The 17,076-nt window shown below is 63.0% G+C and carries 17 protein-coding genes and 1 tRNA gene; 12 read left to right on the plus strand and 6 right to left on the minus strand.

Annotated elements, in window-relative coordinates; genetic code table 11:
- The first annotated feature begins 147 nt into the window (after positions 1–147).
- Positions 148–1,200, plus strand: coding sequence for a deoxyhypusine synthase (locus NO877_RS07625; protein ID WP_256395725.1), 1,053 nt, complete (start codon positions 148–150; stop codon positions 1,198–1,200).
- A gap of 29 nt (positions 1,201–1,229) precedes the next feature.
- Here the strand turns inward: NO877_RS07625 and NO877_RS07630 are convergent, their stop codons facing one another.
- Positions 1,230–1,871 (minus strand): hypothetical protein, encoded by a 642-nt coding sequence (locus NO877_RS07630; RefSeq protein WP_256395726.1) that lies wholly within the window; start codon positions 1,869–1,871, stop codon positions 1,230–1,232.
- A gap of 188 nt (positions 1,872–2,059) precedes the next feature.
- Between NO877_RS07630 and NO877_RS07635 the strand changes: the two genes are divergently transcribed.
- Entirely contained in the window at positions 2,060–2,512 is a 453-nt protein-coding gene (locus tag NO877_RS07635) for a peroxiredoxin (protein ID WP_256395727.1), read from the plus strand.
- A 34-nt stretch (positions 2,513–2,546) separates the two neighbouring features.
- Here the strand turns inward: NO877_RS07635 and NO877_RS07640 are convergent, their stop codons facing one another.
- The gene (locus NO877_RS07640; RefSeq protein WP_256395728.1) at positions 2,547–3,896 is read right to left on the minus strand and encodes a putative ATP-dependent zinc protease; all 1,350 of its coding nucleotides are present in this window, start codon (positions 3,894–3,896) and stop codon (positions 2,547–2,549) included.
- A gap of 146 nt (positions 3,897–4,042) precedes the next feature.
- On the opposite strand from NO877_RS07640, the gene NO877_RS07645 reads away from it, so the two are divergent.
- The 3 genes from NO877_RS07645 to NO877_RS07655 all read left to right on the plus strand — a co-directional run bounded on the left by NO877_RS07645 (position 4,043) and on the right by NO877_RS07655 (position 6,359).
- Entirely contained in the window at positions 4,043–4,660 is a 618-nt protein-coding gene (locus NO877_RS07645; protein ID WP_256395729.1) for a histidine phosphatase family protein, read from the plus strand.
- Positions 4,661–4,735: 75 nt separating this feature from the next.
- Complete coding sequence (locus tag NO877_RS07650) at positions 4,736–5,167, plus strand: hypothetical protein (RefSeq protein ID WP_256395730.1); 432 nt, start codon at positions 4,736–4,738, stop codon at positions 5,165–5,167.
- A gap of 166 nt (positions 5,168–5,333) precedes the next feature.
- Positions 5,334–6,359, plus strand: a complete 1,026-nt coding sequence (locus tag NO877_RS07655; RefSeq protein WP_256395731.1) for a succinylglutamate desuccinylase/aspartoacylase family protein — start codon at positions 5,334–5,336, stop codon at positions 6,357–6,359.
- 14 nt (positions 6,360–6,373) lie between these two features.
- On the opposite strand, the gene NO877_RS07660 is transcribed toward NO877_RS07655, so the two are convergent.
- Positions 6,374–7,201 carry a hypothetical protein gene (locus NO877_RS07660; protein ID WP_256395732.1) on the minus strand — a complete coding sequence of 276 codons (828 nt, stop codon included), beginning with the start codon at positions 7,199–7,201 and terminating at the stop codon, positions 6,374–6,376.
- Between the two features lie 196 nt (positions 7,202–7,397).
- Here NO877_RS07660 and sdhC point away from each other — a divergent pair, with 196 nt between their 5' ends.
- The 5 genes from sdhC to NO877_RS07685 all read left to right on the plus strand — a co-directional run bounded on the left by sdhC (position 7,398) and on the right by NO877_RS07685 (position 11,507).
- On the plus strand, positions 7,398–7,826 hold the full coding sequence (gene sdhC / locus NO877_RS07665; protein ID WP_256395733.1) for a succinate dehydrogenase, cytochrome b556 subunit: 429 nt from the start codon (positions 7,398–7,400) through the stop codon (positions 7,824–7,826).
- Entirely contained in the window at positions 7,827–8,201 is a 375-nt protein-coding gene (locus NO877_RS07670) for a succinate dehydrogenase/fumarate reductase transmembrane subunit (protein WP_256395734.1), read from the plus strand. It begins immediately after the preceding gene.
- Between the two features lie 2 nt (positions 8,202–8,203).
- Positions 8,204–9,100 carry a succinate dehydrogenase/fumarate reductase iron-sulfur subunit gene (locus NO877_RS07675; RefSeq protein ID WP_256395735.1) on the plus strand — a complete coding sequence of 299 codons (897 nt, stop codon included), beginning with the start codon at positions 8,204–8,206 and terminating at the stop codon, positions 9,098–9,100.
- 43 nt (positions 9,101–9,143) lie between these two features.
- Positions 9,144–10,988 (plus strand): FAD-binding protein, encoded by a 1,845-nt coding sequence (locus tag NO877_RS07680; protein ID WP_256395736.1) that lies wholly within the window; start codon positions 9,144–9,146, stop codon positions 10,986–10,988.
- A gap of 300 nt (positions 10,989–11,288) precedes the next feature.
- Positions 11,289–11,507 carry a TrmB family transcriptional regulator gene (locus NO877_RS07685; protein ID WP_256395737.1) on the plus strand — a complete coding sequence of 73 codons (219 nt, stop codon included), beginning with the start codon at positions 11,289–11,291 and terminating at the stop codon, positions 11,505–11,507.
- Between the two features lie 221 nt (positions 11,508–11,728).
- Here NO877_RS07685 and NO877_RS07690 read toward each other — a convergent pair.
- Both NO877_RS07690 and NO877_RS07695 read right to left on the minus strand, forming a co-directional pair.
- Positions 11,729–11,802, minus strand: a tRNA-Pro gene (locus NO877_RS07690).
- A 51-nt stretch (positions 11,803–11,853) separates the two neighbouring features.
- Positions 11,854–14,088, minus strand: coding sequence for a PAS domain-containing sensor histidine kinase (locus NO877_RS07695; protein ID WP_256395738.1), 2,235 nt, complete (start codon positions 14,086–14,088; stop codon positions 11,854–11,856).
- A gap of 191 nt (positions 14,089–14,279) precedes the next feature.
- Between NO877_RS07695 and NO877_RS07700 the strand changes: the two genes are divergently transcribed.
- Positions 14,280–14,720, plus strand: a complete 441-nt coding sequence (locus NO877_RS07700; protein WP_256395739.1) for a response regulator — start codon at positions 14,280–14,282, stop codon at positions 14,718–14,720.
- 1 nt (position 14,721) lies between these two features.
- On the plus strand, positions 14,722–15,774 hold the full coding sequence (locus NO877_RS07705) for an ATP-binding response regulator (protein WP_256395740.1): 1,053 nt from the start codon (positions 14,722–14,724) through the stop codon (positions 15,772–15,774).
- Positions 15,775–15,792: 18 nt separating this feature from the next.
- On the opposite strand, the gene NO877_RS07710 is transcribed toward NO877_RS07705, so the two are convergent.
- Entirely contained in the window at positions 15,793–17,013 is a 1,221-nt protein-coding gene (locus tag NO877_RS07710; protein ID WP_256395741.1) for a putative manganese transporter, read from the minus strand.
- Positions 17,014–17,076 lie beyond the last annotated feature (63 nt).

Here is a 17,076-nt window from a genome sequence, read left to right on the forward strand (position 1 = left end):
ATTGCGCTACCTGACTGTTCGTTGTCGAATACTGTCGCGGTGAGCGAGACCACAGCATCGGGGGTAGCATACCCGCTGCCCGCCTTCGGTGGCCAGTAGTCCCACGGAACCGCACGCTTCAAACCGGTGGCCGACCCAAATCGGGCAATGACCGAGGATCACGAGTCAACAGACGAAGGCGACGAGGCCACCGGATACGAGGAGCCCGAACGTACCACCTTCGATCACGACCCGATCGGCCACAGCCACGTCTGGGGCGGAATGAGCGTCGGCGACCTGGCCGACCAGTACGGCCACGCCGGAATCGGCGCGGCGGGCGTCCACGAGGCGGTCGACATCTACACCGAAATGCTGGCGGACGACGACTGCACCGTCTTCATGTCGCTGGCGGGCGCGATGGTCCCCACTGGAATGCGGCAGATCGTCGCTGACCTGATCCGCGATGGCCACGTCGACGTGTTGGTCACCACCGGCGCAAACCTCACCCACGACTCCATCGAGGCCATCGGCGGTAAGCATCACCACGGCGACCACGAGCATCCCGACCTCGACGAGCGGGAGTTCGACGAGCAACTGCGCGACGAGCAGGTCGACCGTATTTATAACGTCTACCTTCCCCAGGAGTACTTTTCGCTCCTGGAGTCCCACCTCCGCGACAACGTCTTTCCGCCGCTCGCGGACAAGGACTCCGTCGGCATCGCCGAACTCTGCAAGCAACTCGGGAAGGCGAACGCCGAGCGCAACGAACAAGAGGATATCGAAGAGGACGCCGGGATCGCGGCGGCGGCCTACGAAAACGACGTGCCGATCTACTGTCCGGCGGTCCAGGACTCGGTCTTCGGCCTGCAGGCCTGGATGTACTCCCAGATTTCGGATCTCACCCTCGACGCGCTGGCGGATATGACCCCCCTCACGGATTTGGCCTACGACGCCGACACCGCGGGCTGTCTGCTGGTCGGCGGCGGCGTGCCGAAGAACTTCACGCTCCAGACGATGCTCGTGACGCCCGGCGCGTACGATTACGGCGTCCAGATCACGATGGATTCGTCGTCGACGGGCGGGCTCTCCGGGGCGACCCTCGACGAGGCGCGCTCCTGGGGGAAAATGACGAAAGAGGCGCGCAACGTGACGGTGCTTGGGGATGCGACCGTACATCTCCCGCTGATCGTGGCCGCGGCACGTGAGCGACTAGAAGCCTAACGACTGGGATGCCGTTACGGCACTGACGGCTACTCCAATGATATCGAGAACCCCCACGCTGCGGACGATTCTGCCTCGGCATCGTCTCCGACGATCCCGATCGTCGACTCGAAGCGATACTCTCCCACAGGCAAACAGCCATCAGCGTCGGGTGTGGCATACAGATCGACGAGCCGACTGCTCGACTCACCGGCGTCGATCTCGAACGTCCGGTACTCCTCGGTAATGGCGATTCCCTCGGTCAGCCGCCAGCAGTCGGCCTCGGCCGGATACTCGCTGTCGCTGTCACCCGGGAGGAGTGTGAGTACCCCGGAGTCGTCGGCGACGTACTCGAAGTGGACCGCCCGGCCCTCGCCGACGCTCACCGGTTCGTCGCCCGTGTTGGTGAGCGTCGTCCGGAGCCGCGGCGGGTGATCTTCGGTGGCGGTATCGCGGACGAGTTCGACCGTCGGCTCGACAGGGAGGTCCGGAGCCTCGTCAGTCGAGGCGATGGTGACTCCAGGACCGCCGGTCCCTTCGGGGCGCGTTTCGCCGGAGCCGTTCGTCTCAGGCGGCGTTTCGTTCGGGCTGTCGTCGGGTCCGCTGCCGCCGGTACAGCCAGCGAGCCCAGCGATAAGGACGGAGCCGCCCCCACCGAAAAACCGAAGATACCGTCGACGTGTGTGATGCATACGCCCATCATAGCGATCCGAACTATGTAATCCTACCTGCGGTTGAGCGGGTACGGCACGGTTCGATCATGCGACCTGCACTGTCGTCGAGTCAGTCGTGGGAACGCCGTTGGGAGCTGCTGTCGAACCCGAGCGGTAGTCACGTCGACGGACAAAGCCATCAAGTACGGCGGGCGTGATTGTCACGTATGCTTGAACCCGGTGACCCAGCACCCGAGATTACTGCAGCCAACCAGTACGGCGAGGATATCACACCGACATTCGACGAGCCAACAGTCGTCTACTTCTATCCGAAGGATTTCACCGGCGGCTGTACCATCGAAGCCAACGACTTCCAGGACCTCCTCCCTCAATATCGGGAAGCGGGGATCGCGGTGTACGGCGTCTCGATGGACGACGTCGACAGCCACGCCGAGTTCGCCGACGAGGAGGGGATTCTGTTCGATCTGCTTGCAGATCCCGACGGTGCTGTCGCCGAGGCCTTCGGTCTCGACACCACAGAGGGCACCACCGACCGCCGAACGTTCGTCCTCGCCGACGGAGCGGTGTTCGCGACCTACGACCCCGAACTCGCCGACCCGGCCGGTCATGCCCGTGAGGTGCTGAACGATACGCGAAACGAGTTCATTACTGGCGGCTAGCTCGTGGCTTTGTAGCCCGCTGTCTCGCGAACGATCACTCTTCGAGATCCGCCTCGGTTCCGGCCGGATGGTCGCTGTCGGCCCGTCGGCGCACATCCACCCGATAATGCTGCAGAATATCCCGCCCGAGCAGCAGCGGATAGTCCATATGCCCGCGGTCCTCGACGCTCGCGGTGACGGTGTGTTGGTTGCCGCCGATCCCGATCACGAGGTCGACCACGGGCCGCGCTTTGCCAGTTTTACTACTTCCAGAGCGCACCCGCGTCATGCTTTTAATCGGTCCGGCCCCGATCTCGGCGGCGAGACTGGTGTCGATACTGCTGCGGGTCGCGCCCGTATCAGACTTGGCGAGGGTCTGCCGGGAACCGCTGGTGCCGATGACGACAACGTCCTCGATGTAGCCGATCATCGGGATCTCCTCGCTCGTCGGCGGCTCGGGCCGGGGCATCGACGACGGCATCGAGTCGTCGAGCGTGTTCGACAGCCCCTCGACGCGCTCGGGGTCGACCTCGCCGCCAGCGCGCTCGATGGCCAGCTGGGCGATGTAGGGCGCGGGACTCGTCTCGGTCGCCTCGTAGAGCCCTTTAAATCCGGCCGTGGGGTTGACCTCCAGGACGAACCAACCGTCGTGGCCCTCGACGAGGTCGACGCCCGCGTAGTCGAGACCCAACACGTCTGCCGCATAGAGCGCGGTTTCGGCGGCCTCCTCGGGGAGGTCATTGCTGGCGTCCTGCACGGAGCCGCCGAGGGCGACGTTCGTTCGCCAATCCCCTTCGGGGGCGTAGCGGTACATCGCGCCGATGATCTCGTCGCCGACCGTGTAGATCCGGAGATCCCGGTGGGCCTCGTCGTCGCGGTCGATCATCTCCTGGAGGAACGCCTGCCGGTTGCCGACTTTCGGGTTGACCGGCTCGGTGAGATCGACCTTCCAGGTGCCGCCACCGTGGGTGCCGATGGCAGTTTTATAAACGCCGACGTCGCCGAACCGCTCCCGTCCCTCGTTGAGCCGGTCGTTCGACAGCGCGAGCAGGGCGTCAGGCACTCGAATGTTCCAGTCGGCCAGCGTCGCGCCGGTGGCGAACTTGTGGATCGCCCCCAGCACGGCGTCGGGCGTGTTGAGCATCGGGCGAATCCGCTCGAAGGTCGTTGCGAGTCCGAGCCCCTCGGCTGGTTCTTCGGTGTTCGACAGCAGCAGCCGGTTGGCGATGATGTCCACATCAGGTTCGAGGGTGACCTCGCTGTTTTCGATGCTGATGGCGGTGTTTTCCCGGCGGAGCCACACCGGCTCGTGGCCCAGGTCTTCGACCGCGTTGAGGATCGCCTTTGTCTCTTTGCTGGTGTGGAGTGACAGAACCCCGACTCGAACGGGCGCGTCGTCAGTCATACGGATACTTACCAGAGACATACGCAAAGAAACATCGGTACGACAACGGGGTAGACGGACGGTATCACTGATCTATCCTCTCGCAGGACTCTCCGCGGGCCGTGACTGCCAACAAGTAATTGTATCAGTCAATGTATGATGCTCACATGGCACAGACAGTCTGGGTTGTGCGGCACGGACAGCGGCAGGATACGGTCGACCCCGACTGGGAGCTGACTGCCGACCGGGTTCACGATCCAGGACTCACCGAACTCGGCCGGTGGCAGGCCTGGCGCGTCGGCCGCTTCTTCGCCGATCAGGGAGTCGACTTCGAGGCGATCTACTGCTCGCCGTTCCTGCGGGCGGTCCAGACGACAGCCGAAATCTACGGGGTGCTCGGTCGGGAAGCGTGGCTTGAACCCGGGCTCGGCGAGCACCGCAACGCCGAGTGGTTCGACAGCGAGCCCGAGACGCTGTCGACCGAGACGCTGGTCGACTACTTCGACCCCATTCGACCGGATCACGCGCCCTTCGTCGAACCGGGATTTCCCGAGGACCACCACGAGGCCGAACGGCGGGCGGGCGAGGCCGCCCGGCGGATCGCCGCGGCTCACGATGGGCGGGTCCTCATGGTCGGCCACGGGCTCACGATCGGCGGCGTGACTCGTGTGCTAGTCGGGTCGACCGAGGGTGTCGACGCGCCGCTGTGTGGGCTGACGCGGATCGAGCAGCACGGTAGTGAGTGGCAGTTGGACTTCTCGGGGAAGATCGACCATCTCGAATAGGTGACGGCACCATCATCGGCACCACCCGATTCGAGCGTAAGAAACTGTTATTTGATTGTGGCATCTGGTTGCGATATGGGTCTCCGGACCAGACTGACGACGTACGTCCCGGACCGCCCGCCGACGTGGTTGGAGGTCGGGCTTGCGGTGTTGATTCTCGTTGTGTATGGCTTGTCGCTCACTACTCGGTCGCTGTGGATTCCCGCAGTCGTCGCCGGGTTCGTCCTGTTCGCACTCGGTCTCGGGCCGGTATCGAACTCGGCTGTCGGCCGCCGGTTTGGCAACTGGTTCCGGGGAATCGGCTACAGCGGTCGGGGGACACTTATCGTTCTCTTTGCTGTTGGGGTCGCAGTTGGCTCACAGTCTCCGCTGTTTCCGACACTGTTGCTTGCCGACATCGCATACGGCGGCCTCGGTGCCTGTGTGCTGTTTACCGCACTTCATCTAGCCGTGGCCCGTGACGTGTCGGGCTGGTCGACCCCTCGATCGGACGCCGATAAACCGTAGGTGGCGACTCCATCTCACTGTTTATAAATAATATCCAGGACGGCCGCGTGGGTCCTGGAGGCCCATACAGTAGTTCGGTACAAAGTCGACGCATCCCGGCCCGAGAGCGGCCACTGCGAGACCGACCGCGCGTGGATTTATATATAACCCCTCTAACCAGACAGCCATGAGCAACGACGGGGCCTTCACCTACAACGGGGGGAAGGTCGACCCTGGCGAAACCCAAAACGTTCGCTACGGGATCAGCGAGACCTATCTCGGCGATCCGATCCGGATTCCGGTCACGATCATCAACGGCAGCGAGCCCGGCCCCACGGCCTTCCTCTCGGCGGCGGCCCACGGCGACGAACTCAACGGGATCGAAGTGGTCCGGGAGGTCGCCCACGACTGGGACCTCTCGGAGCTGGCGGGCACGCTGGTCTGTATGCCGGTGCTCAACGTCCCCGGCTTTCTCGCCCAGCAGCGCTACCTCCCGATCTACGATCGGGACCTCAACCGCTCGTTTCCGGGGCGACAGGGCTCGACGAGCGCCAAACGGATGGCCCACCAGATATACACCAACTTCATCGAACCCTGTGATTTCGGTATCGATCTCCACACGTCCACGCGCGGGCGAACCAATATGCTCCACGTCCGGGCGGATATGACCGACCCCGATGTCCACCGCCTCGCACTCGCGTTCGGCACCAACGTCGTCATCGACAGCGACGGCTCAGATGGGACGCTCCGCGGGGAGGCCAGCCGCGACGGGATTCCGACGATCACCATCGAGATGGGCGAGGCCCACCGCTTCCAGCGCACGCTGATCGACGAGGCGCTGGCGGGCGTCGAGAGCGTCTTCGCCGAGTACGAAATGCTCGATGAGGCGACCGTGCGGTGGCCCGGCTGGCGGACCATTATCACCGGCGACCACGAGAAGACCTGGATTCGCGCCGACGTGGGCGGCATCGTCGACATGCACCACGACCGCGGGGCGTTAGTCCACGAGGGCGACGTGATCTGTACGATCACCAACCCGTTCAAGGACGACAACATCGCGGTCACCGCCCCCTTTACCGGGCTGATGGTCGGTATCCTGGAGAACCCGGTCGTCTATCCGGGCAATCCGCTGTGCCATCTGGTCGAGCTCGGCGGCCGGACACGGCGCGTCGTCGAACGCCAGCAGAGCCCACAGGCCGTCGACGCGACCTAATAACCCACTGCGACCTACCGAGTCGTTGTGGAGGCTTCTGCGGGAACCCACGCCGGTTTGCTCACGTTCGAGGCATCGGTTTCGGAGTCGTAGTCGATCCGGTAGCGTTGTGGCTGGTCGCCGAACAGCCGCGCGAGGCGGGTGTGGGCGTAGGTGTCGGCCGGTTGCGTGAGCCCCCAGGAAACGGTGGCCGACTGGACGGCCCCCGTCTCGCTGTCGACGCGTACCTGTCCCGACGCATCCGAGATCCGGTAGGCCGACTCCTCGTCGAACCAGCCGTTTTGTGGTTCGAATGTGGCTGTTTCGTCACCCTCTCCTGGACCATCGACCCGCTCGTAGGCGGGCAACTGGAGGCTGTTGACGAAGACTGAGGCCGACCCCGAGAGCTCGGCGGCGAAATCGATGGAGTCGTTCGTCCGGACGACGAACACCGCCCCTCTGTCGGTCTCCGTCTCCCGAAGGAGTTCCCGGTCGGCGTCGGATTCGATCGCTGTTCGCCGCGAGTCGGCCCGCGATTCCGACCAGTCCGTGATTCGGGTATAAACCGTCGCGTTCGGTCCTGCCTGATACGTTTCCACAACCGAATCCGAGCCCCAGCGCAGACGCATATACCGTGGTCCGTCGGCGGTCGCAGTCCCGTCGAGTGCGAGTGTCGTCTCGCCATCGACTGTGAGCCGCGTCTCGACACTGAACGCCTCACGGTCGCCCGGCGAGAACTGCTCGTCGGGCGGCAGCGAGGCGTGGGGCGTCGATGTCGAGAGCGGATAGACGACCGATGCCACGAGCCCGAAACAGACGACTGCGAGAATACCGATGATCAGACGGGCCGTTCGCCAGTTCATGTGTGGACTGATTTATAAGTGACCCACGACCAACATAACAGTATTGGTGATTCTAACAGGGGCTTGATCGGGTGGGTACGGTGTTCGCGGCTTGGGGCGTGGCCTCCGTTGCCCCGGATATATTCGATCACTGTCAGTCGACTGTCGGCGCGACGACGTAACTTCTATACCACCCCGGTACGCATCCTCACACGACATGAGTCAGTCGTACAATCGGGGCCTTATCGAGGACTTCGGCCGCTGGCGGGAGTTCTCCGCGGGGATGTGGGCATGGATCTTTCACAAGTTCACCGGCTGGGTGCTTGTGGGATACCTGTTTACCCATATCGCCGTCCTCAGCACGTCGATCCCGGCAAGCGCCGGAGAGACCGTCGTGTACGAGGGAACCCAAGTGGACGTGTACACCGGGACGATCGTCGCGCTCGAAAGCCTCCTCGTGGTGCGGATTCTCGAGGTGGGCTTGCTCGCGGTCGCCGTCTTCCACATCCTCAACGGGCTCCGCCTACTGTTCGTCGACCTCGGAATCGGGCTGGAATCACAGGACAAGAGTTTCTACGCATCCCTGATCCTCACTGGAGCGATCACGGTTGCCTCTGTCCCGACGTTCATCGCGGGGGCGTTCTAAATGGCTGAGCACTACTCCTCGTTCACGAAGGGCGGACGGCTCTGGCTCTGGCAGCGCATCACGGCGGCGTTCCTCGTCGTCGTGCTCGCGTTCCACTTCTTCCTGTTGCACTTCGTCTACCACGCCGACGAAGTCACCTTCGCGCTGAGTCAGGCACGGATGGAGACGCTGACCTACTACTCGCTGATGATCCTGTTCCTGTTCACCGCGACGTTCCACGGGGTCAACGGTGTTTATAATGCCTTGGTCAACCAAGGGTTAACAGGTACCAAGCGCCAAGCTGTCAAATGGACGCTCGTCGCCGCCAGCGTCGTGCTGCTGGTCCAGGGAGTCCGCACGGCAAACGCGTGGGCCGGATTCACGACGTTCTTCTAACCATGAGCACACAGCCACCACAACACGAACACGAGGAATCGCCCGCCGATGGGGTCGACGACGCCGAGTCGACGCCACCGGCCCAACAGCGGCGCGAAGACGCCAAAGCCGACAAGCGCAGTCGGGACGCCCAACGACAGGCCGAAGCCGACGACGCGGCCAAACGCGACGAGCCGACGCGGCACATCAAGGTGTTCCGCTACGATCCCGAGATCGAGGGCAAACAGGAGCCGCGGTTCGACGACTTCCACGTCCCCTTCGAGAAGGGGATGACCGTCCTCGACGCGCTGATCTACGCCCGCGACCAGTACGACCCGTCGCTGACCTTCCGGCACTCCTGTCGACAGGCAGTCTGTGGGTCGGACGCCTTCTTCGTCAACGGCGACCAGCGGTTGGGCTGCAAAACCCAGCTCTCCGAACTCGACGATCCGGTCCGGATCGAACCGCTGCCACACCAGGAGGTCGTCAAGGACCTGGTCGTCGACATGGACCACTTCTACGAGGAGATGGAGGCGGTCGACCCCTACTTCGACCCCGACGAGACGCCCGATGGCGAACTCGAAGAGCAGCGCCAGTCCAGAGAAAACAGAGAGAAGGTGAAGATGTCGACGCGGTGTATCTGGTGTGGGGCCTGCTTTTCGTCCTGTAACATCGCTGCCGGGGACAACCAGTATCTCGGCCCGGCGGCCCTTAATAAGGCCTACCGGTTTGCGATGGACGACCGCGAGGGCGAGAGCCGCAAAACCGAGCGGCTCGAAACCATCGAACAGGAACACGGCGTCTGGCGGTGTCAGACCCAGTTCTCCTGTACCAACGTCTGTCCCAAGGACATCCCACTGACCGAGCACATCCAGGAACTGAAACGCGAAGCGGTCAAGAAGAATCTGAAGTTCTGGTAGTCAGTATCAAGAGCCTTCAGACCCAATAAACCAACAATCAATTATGTACGAACACGACGTAATCGTGGTCGGTGCGGGCGGTGCCGGGCTTCGAGCAGCGATTGCCGCCGACGAGGCCGGTGCCGACGTAGCGATCGTCTCGAAACTCCACCCGGTGCGGAGCCACACGGGCGCAGCCGAGGGCGGCATTAATGCTGCACTCCGGGATGCGGACTCCTGGGAGGATCACGCCTACGATACGATGAAGGGGTCGGACTATCTGGGCGATGCCCCGGCGATCGAAACGCTCTGTCAGGACAGCCCCTACGAGGTCATCCAGCTCGAACACTGGGGGATGGCCTTCTCCCGCGAGGAGGACGGCCGCGTCTCCCAGCGACCCTTTGGAGGACTGTCGTTCCCACGGACTACCTACGCGGGCGCAGAGACGGGCCACCAGCTACTCCACACGCTGTACGAACAGCTCGTCAAACGCGGCATTCAGGTGTACGACGAGTGGTACGTGATGAACCTCGCGGTCACCGACGAGGAGCGGCCCGAGGACCGCCACTGTCACGGCGTCGTCGCCTATGACGTCCAGACCAGCGAAGTGGCTGGCTTCAAGGCCCGTGACGGCGTAATCCTCGCGACCGGCGGTCCCGGACAGGCGTTCGATCACACGACCAACGCGGTCTCCTGTACCGGCGACGGCCAGGCGATGGCCTACCGCGCGGGCGTCCCCCTCGAAGATATGGAATTCATTCAGTTCCACCCGACGACGCTCCCCTCTACCGGGGTGCTGATCTCCGAGGGTGTCCGCGGCGAGGGTGGGATCCTCTACAACGAGGAGGGCGAGCGCTTCATGTACGAACGCGGCTACGCCAACAACGACGGCGAACTCGCCTCCCGCGACGTGGTCTCCCGCGCGGAGTTGACGGAGGTCAACGAAGGGAGAGGGATCGAAGACGAGTACGTTCACCTCGATATGCGCCACCTCGGCGAGGACCGTATCATGGATCGGCTCGAAAACATCCTCCACCTCGCGGAGGACTTTGAGGGCGCGGATGGGATCGAGGAGCCGATGCCGGTCAAACCCGGCCAACACTACGCGATGGGCGGCATCGAGACCGACGAGAACGGCGAGACCTGTGTCGGTGGGCTCTACGCTGCCGGTGAGTGTGCCTGTGCGTCGGTCCACGGCGCGAACCGCCTCGGCGGCAACGCGCTGCCCGAACTCATCGTCCTGGGCAAACGCGCGGGCTACCACGCCGCGGGCAAGGAGATCGAGGAGGCGAAAGTCGAGACCGGCAAACGCGGCGAGTACGAAACCGCGACGATCGACTCCCCGGTCGAACTCGGCGAGGGCGGCTCGCCCGGCGACGCTGTCGCCGACGGCGGCGCGGTCGCCGCGGGCGGGTCGGCCGACCCCGACACGCTGCTCGAACAAACGGTGGAATCCGAGCGCCAGCGCGTCGACGAGCTCCAGTCGGGCGAAGATGGCATCCACCACTCGGAGGTTCGCTCGAAGGTCCAGGAGACGATGACCGACCACGTCAACGTCTTCCGCGAGGAGGAGGGGCTCAAACAGGCTCTCCGCGATATTCGGGAGGCCCGCGACGAATACGAGAACGTGCGGGTGATGGACCCCTCGAAAACGTTCAACACGGATCTGCTCCAGACCATCGAGACCCAGAACCTCCTGGACCTTGCTGAGGCGATCACCGTCGGCGCGCTCGCCCGCAAGGAGTTCCGCGGGGCCCACTGGCGTGCGGAGGCCCAGGAGCGAAAGGACGACGAGTGGCTCAAACACACCCTGCTCTCCTGGAACGACGGCTCACCGGAGCTGTGGTACCGCCCGGTGATCCTGGAAGGCGAGAACAAGACCTACGAGCCGAAGGTCCGCAGCTACTGACCTACCCTGTTTCGTGTGTTTTTTCTCCTGTCGACGAGCAGCGCAGCCGTCCGAAACCGATGTAATTCGCTCCCGATGGCAGTGGTGTGGCTTCCGTGAGGCCTTGTGTGAGTCCGTCTCCCACGGATTCGTCACGAGTCGAAAGGAGGCGGCTATTTCCGACGGATTCGGCCGGTCTCGACGCACGTCGAAAACCCATTTCGGGGTCGAAACCCCTGATATCGGTCACCAGAGAGCCTCTCCGCGACTTCGACGACTGTCTTAGGGTACCTTTATTATTGTCGAACCTAACCCATGAGTATGATCACACAGTCGAAGCACGCGGTCGAGGTCCCGACCGACCTTCGGTCGCCACGGGCAAAACTCGTCTATCTGTTCCTCTCGATGAACGGCACGACATCGATCACGGAACTCCAGGACGGACTCAATATGAAGAAGATTTCTCTCTACAGCATTCTCAAAACACTCGAAAAACAGGACGTTATCTCGAAAGACGGCGAGCGGTACGCACTGGCGTAAGGTTCGGCGTTGTTCGGCGGCTGGACTGTGAGCGGTCGCTGTCGAGTTTTTAACTAGTACACCGCCGACTAGGTGCTCGTGTCGAGCTTTTATATTGGGTTCGCCCGGATTCGAACCTCAGTCGTTCCGTTCGCAGAGCGTGCGCTCTGCTCGCTCCACTCCCTGCTTCGAATCCGCGCTCACAGAAAATAAAACACGCCTCACTTCGTTCGGCGGTTTTATGGGTTCGCCCGGATTCGAACCGGGGTCACGGGCACCCAAGGCCCGAAGTATGGCCAAGCTAACCCACGAACCCTCACTTCCCTCTACCGGGCAGATACTGTAAAGGGTTTCGTTCCGCTGCCGGTCACTGGGTTTCGATAGTCACATAGAACGTCGTCCCGTCGTCGGTCGATTCGACCCAGATATCGCCGTTGTGGCGGGTGACGATCCGCTCGCAGATGGCGAGGCCGATCCCCGTCCCGTCGCTGTCGTCGCCTTTGTCAAACAGCCCGAAGACCTCGTCCTGCTGGTGGGTCGGTATCCCCGGCCCGTCGTCGCTGACGGCGAACCGATAGCCCGAGGCGATCTCCTCGCCCGTGATTTCGATGGTCGAGCCGCCGTGTTCGATCGCGTTCGAGACGAGGTTCTGGAACAACTGACCCAGCTGATCGTCGTCGGCCGGGATCGTCGGCAGCGAACCCACCGACAGCTCGGCGTCGGCCTCGTCGATCGACAACTGCAGGTCGTGTCGAACTCCCTTGATGACCGCCTCGACGTCGACTGGTTCGAACGCCTCACCCTCGGTTTCGACACGGGAGTACTGCAGGAGGCCGTCGATCATTCCCCGCATTCGCTCGGCCCCGTCGACGGCGAAGGTCATGTACTCGCGGGTCTCCTCATCGAGGTGCTCGTCGAGTTCCGTCTCCAGGAGATCCACGTAGCTCGACACCATCCGGAGCGGCTCCTGAAGATCGTGGGAGAGAATATAGGCGAACTCCTGGAGGCGTTCGTTGGAGCGTTCGAGTTCGGCCTCGTGGGCCTTGCGGTCGGTGATGTCCTTGGAGATCACCGCCAGTCCGTCCTCGTCGGGGTAGATCTGGAGTTCGGTCCAGTAGTCGGCGGGCTCGTAGTAGTACTCACAGCTCGTTGGCTCCTGTGTCTCGATGGCCTCGTGGAACCGCTGTTCGATAACGGTCCCCTCAATCTCGGGGAAATACTCCCAGAGGTTCTCCCCGAGGACGTCGTCGGCCGGTACATCGATCCGTTCGGCCATCGCGTCGTTCCAGTAGGTGACGGTGAACTCGGTGTCGACGGCGTAGTAAGCATCCGAGATGCGTTCGGTCAGTCGCCGGTATTTCCGCTCGCGTTCGGCGCGTTCGAGCTCGTAGCTCATCCACTCGCTGAGCAGCTCGATGAACGTCTCTTGGATCTCGGTGAACGCCTTGTCCTGTGGCTCGCGGTCGGCGAAACAGATGGTGCCGACGACTTCGTCGCCGACGGTGATCGTCGAGCCCGCATAACAGGCCAGCTCGAACCGTTCGTAGGCCGGGTCGTCCGCCCAGCCCTCCTCGACGGCGTTAGTCACCGTCAGCGGGCTCTTGGAGTCGGGATCGACGGTGTGTCGGCAGTAGGATTCGGAAAACGGTGCGGTGGCTCCGTTTTGGAGCTGACTGTTCGGCCCCACGCCGACGACGATTTCCTGTGTGCCGTCGTCGAACCGGGTGAAAAAGCCCTGCTCGACGTGCAGATACTCCCGACCGAAATCGAGCAGTTCGGCGACTTTCTCCTCGAACGGGGCCGAGGTCGAGGCCGTCTGGTGGAGCCGACGGAACGCCTGTTCCTGCTGTTCGATCCGCTGAAGGTGCCGTTTCCGGTCGGCGATATCGCGGCCGATCCCGATGATCCCGCGGGGTTCGCCATCCGCGTCAGTCAGCCGTGTGCCGGTGAACTCGTAGGGGATCGACTCGCCGTCCTTGGTGACGTAGTCGGCCTCGACCACCGCCGACCCGGTTTCGATCACCTCGGTGATCGAGCGCCCGACGGCCTCGGCATCGTCGGCGGCGAAAAACTCCATGGCGTGCATCCCGTCGATCTCGTGGTCGCTGTAGCCCGTCACCTCTGTGACAGCGTCGTTCCACCGCTCCAGCCGACCGTTCGGATCGAGCATATAAAACACGTCGTCGAGCGTGTTGAGGCTCTGCTGGATGAACGAGCGTTCGGCTTCGAGTGTACGCTGGCGTTCTTTTTGTTCGGAGATATCCTGGATCTCCGCGATGACGTACTCCTCGCCGTCGAGTTGGGTCAACGCGAGCCGAACTCGGACCCAGACGCGCTCGCCGTCCGGCTGTTCGATCCGCCACTCGAAGGTCTGTGGCTCGCCCTCGGCGGCGGCCCGAATACGCTCCTCGGCGGCGGCCTGTGTGAACCCCTCGTCGGTCGCACTGTAGTCGGCAACCGACATCTCCTGGAGTTCGGCCTCCCGATACCCGTACAGCGTTTCGAGCCGACTGTTGACCGCGACGATGGCTCCCGTCTCCGGATCGTGCAGCGTAATCCCGATCTCCAGATCGTCGAAGACAGTCGAGACAGTCTCTTTCATTGGGTCTCTGGACTGCTAGCCGGAGCGCAAACATAAACTGTCGGTCAGCACTGACTGTACTGGAAAACTGACTGTCGGCCCCGTTTCTCCAATAAAAAATAAGACAGAATGCCTAAACCGGACGGGTGCGTAGGAAGACTAATGAGTTTTTCAGCTCGACTGCGGGCCCGCTGTCTCGGTGGTGAGCCGGAATGAGCGCGCCGGACAAAACCGTCGAGATCCTGCTCGCGGAGGACAATCCGGGCGATGTCATGCTGACCAAGAAGGCCCTCGAACAGGGCAAACTCGCCAACAACCTCCACGTCGTCACCGATGGCATCGAGGCGCTGGATTTCCTCAGGCAGAACGGTGAGTACGACGACACACCCCGGCCGGATCTCATTTTGCTTGACCTCAATATGCCGCGGAAGGACGGCCAGGACGTCTTAAAAGAGCTCAAAACCGACGACGACCTCTGCCGGATTCCGGTGGTCGTCTTGACAAGCTCCGAGTCGGAAGAAGACATCGCCAAATCCTACGAACTCAACGCCAACGCCTATCTGACCAAGCCCGTCGACTTCGATGGCTTCATCGAGATCGTCAACCGGTTAGAGAACTTCTGGTTCAAGGTCGTGAAACTCCCGGAGGAGTAAGATGTCGCTCACCGCAGACGACGGGGTCAGGCTGCTCCTTATCGAGGACAATCCTGGAGACGCCAAGCTGTTCGAACACCACCTCACCACCAGCCGGAGCGAGTCGTTTCCACCCGCGACGGTGAGCCACGTCAGGTCGCTCGACGAGGGAATCGAGGCGCTCGAAACCGACGACTACGATCTGGTGTTGCTCGATCTCGGCCTTCCTGGCAGTAGCGGGTTGGAGACGCTCGACCGCTACAACGAGGCCATCGAGAGCGGTGACCACCGGCCGGTTCCGGTGATCGTCCTCACCGGATTGAAGGACGATGCTGCGGCCGTCGAGGCGATCGAACGCGGGGCCCAAGACTACCTCGTGAAGGACAACGTCGACGAGAACGTCCTCCACCGGACGATCCGCTACGGCCTCGAACGCCACCACCAACAGGAGGAGCTCCGCCGACAGAACGAGCGGTTGGAGCAGTTCGCCAACGTCGTCAGCCACGACCTGCGGAACCCGCTGAACGTCGCCAAAGGCCGCATCGAGATGGTCGACAGCGACCACGCCGCGGTCATCGAGCGGAACCTCGACCGGATGGGGACGATCATTGACGACGTGCTCACGCTGGCCCGCGAGGGCAAATCCGTCGAGGAGACCGAACCGGTCGACCTCGCGACGCTCGTGACCCAGTGTTGGGACTCCGTCGAGACCGCCGACGCCTCCCTGTCGACCGCCGAGGAGATCACTGTGATGGCCGATCCGAGCCGGTGTCGACAGCTGCTGGAAAACCTGATTCGCAACAGTATCGAACACGTCGGCGAGACGGTCTCGATCCATCTCGGCACGCTCGATGGCGGCTTCTATTTCGAGGACGATGGGCCGGGCATTCCCGAAGCCGAGCGTGGAGAGATTTTCGAGGCAGGCTACACGACCAACGAGGACGGTACCGGATTCGGGCTGAATATCGTCCGAGAGATCGCCGAAGCCCACGGCTGGGCGGTCGAGATCACCGACGGCACCGAGGGCGGTGCACGCTTCGAGTTCACCGGTGTCACACCCGGAGTGTCGAGCTAACACGACCGAAGCCGCCGCTCAGCCAGCGAGCACGCCGAAGCCGAACAGCGGCCCCCAGAGCAGATGGAGCCCGACACCGACGACGAGTGCGGGCACTGTCGTGTAGATGCTGGCGACGATGGCGGCCTTTTTGTCGATGGCGAGCAGCGGGAATAGCGCATCGCCGTCCTGGCTGATCGCGTTCGCGGTGAGCGCCGAAAACGGAATCCCGCCCTGTGCGTAGGCGCTCGCCAGGACGATCTGTGGGCCACAGCCCGGAATCACCCCGAGCAAGGCCCCGCCGATCGGTGCGAGCACGCCCGCGGCGGCCGCGACCGCGGCGATATCGAGACTGAACAGTGCCACGGGGTACTCGTAGAGCAGATAGGCCGCAAGCACCCAGACCGTGACGAAGCTCGTCTCCATCGCCGCATGCTGGAACGTCCCATAGAGGCTCGCAAACGACTCGCGGGCGCGACCGATCTCGCCCTCGCCGATGTAGTGTCGACCGACGAGGTAGAGATACACCGACAGCGTCGTGCCGGTGAGCCCCACGACGGTGAACGCCCCGTCAAAAGAGCCCTCGAAGACGAGCGGGATGTCGGGGGCTCCACGGAGCAAATAGAGGATGCCGATCACGAACCCGGCGGCCGCCGCGAGCCACCAGACGGCGTGGAGCGCGTGGCTCAGCGGTGTGAGAATGGGGGAGGACCGATCGGGACCCGTATCGTGGCTGTGCCCTGGCGAGGGGCCCTCGTAGGCGTGGGCCGGATTCGAACTCCGACCAATCACGCTGACCGAGGCACCGCCGTCGGTCATCGGCTCGCTGAGCTGGCTGACCGCGCGGTCGACCCGGCCGACGCCCAGCCCGAAGCGGTCGACCGCGTAGCCGAAGACGACCGCCGTCACGAACGTGATGCCGTAGGAATACAAGGCCGCCTCGGGGGCTAACGCGAGGATAACGAACGCCGAGTCCCCGGCGGTGGCGATCAACGTCGCGACTACCGTGCCGAAACTCACCGTCCCGCGGATGTAGAGCGGCATCATCACGATCGCCCCACCACAGCCGGGCGTGAGCCCCAGCAGCGCCCCGACGAGCGGCTGGATCCGGCTGTTGTCACCGAGTTTGGCGGTTAGTTTGCCTCGAGTTCGGTACTGAATATAACTGAACAGGAGCACCGTGACCGCGACGAACGCACTGACCTGTAGGTAGCTGTCCCGTACCGAGAAGACGAAGATGTCGACGATCTCACTCGCCACGGAGGATCCACCCCCACCTGTCGCTGCCGTGCTGCAACTGAATTAGACTCATCTAAAAAATAG

The sequence above is a fragment of the Halohasta litorea genome, assembly GCF_024494645.1.
GTDB classification, from domain to species: Archaea; Halobacteriota; Halobacteria; order Halobacteriales; family Haloferacaceae; genus Halohasta; species Halohasta litorea.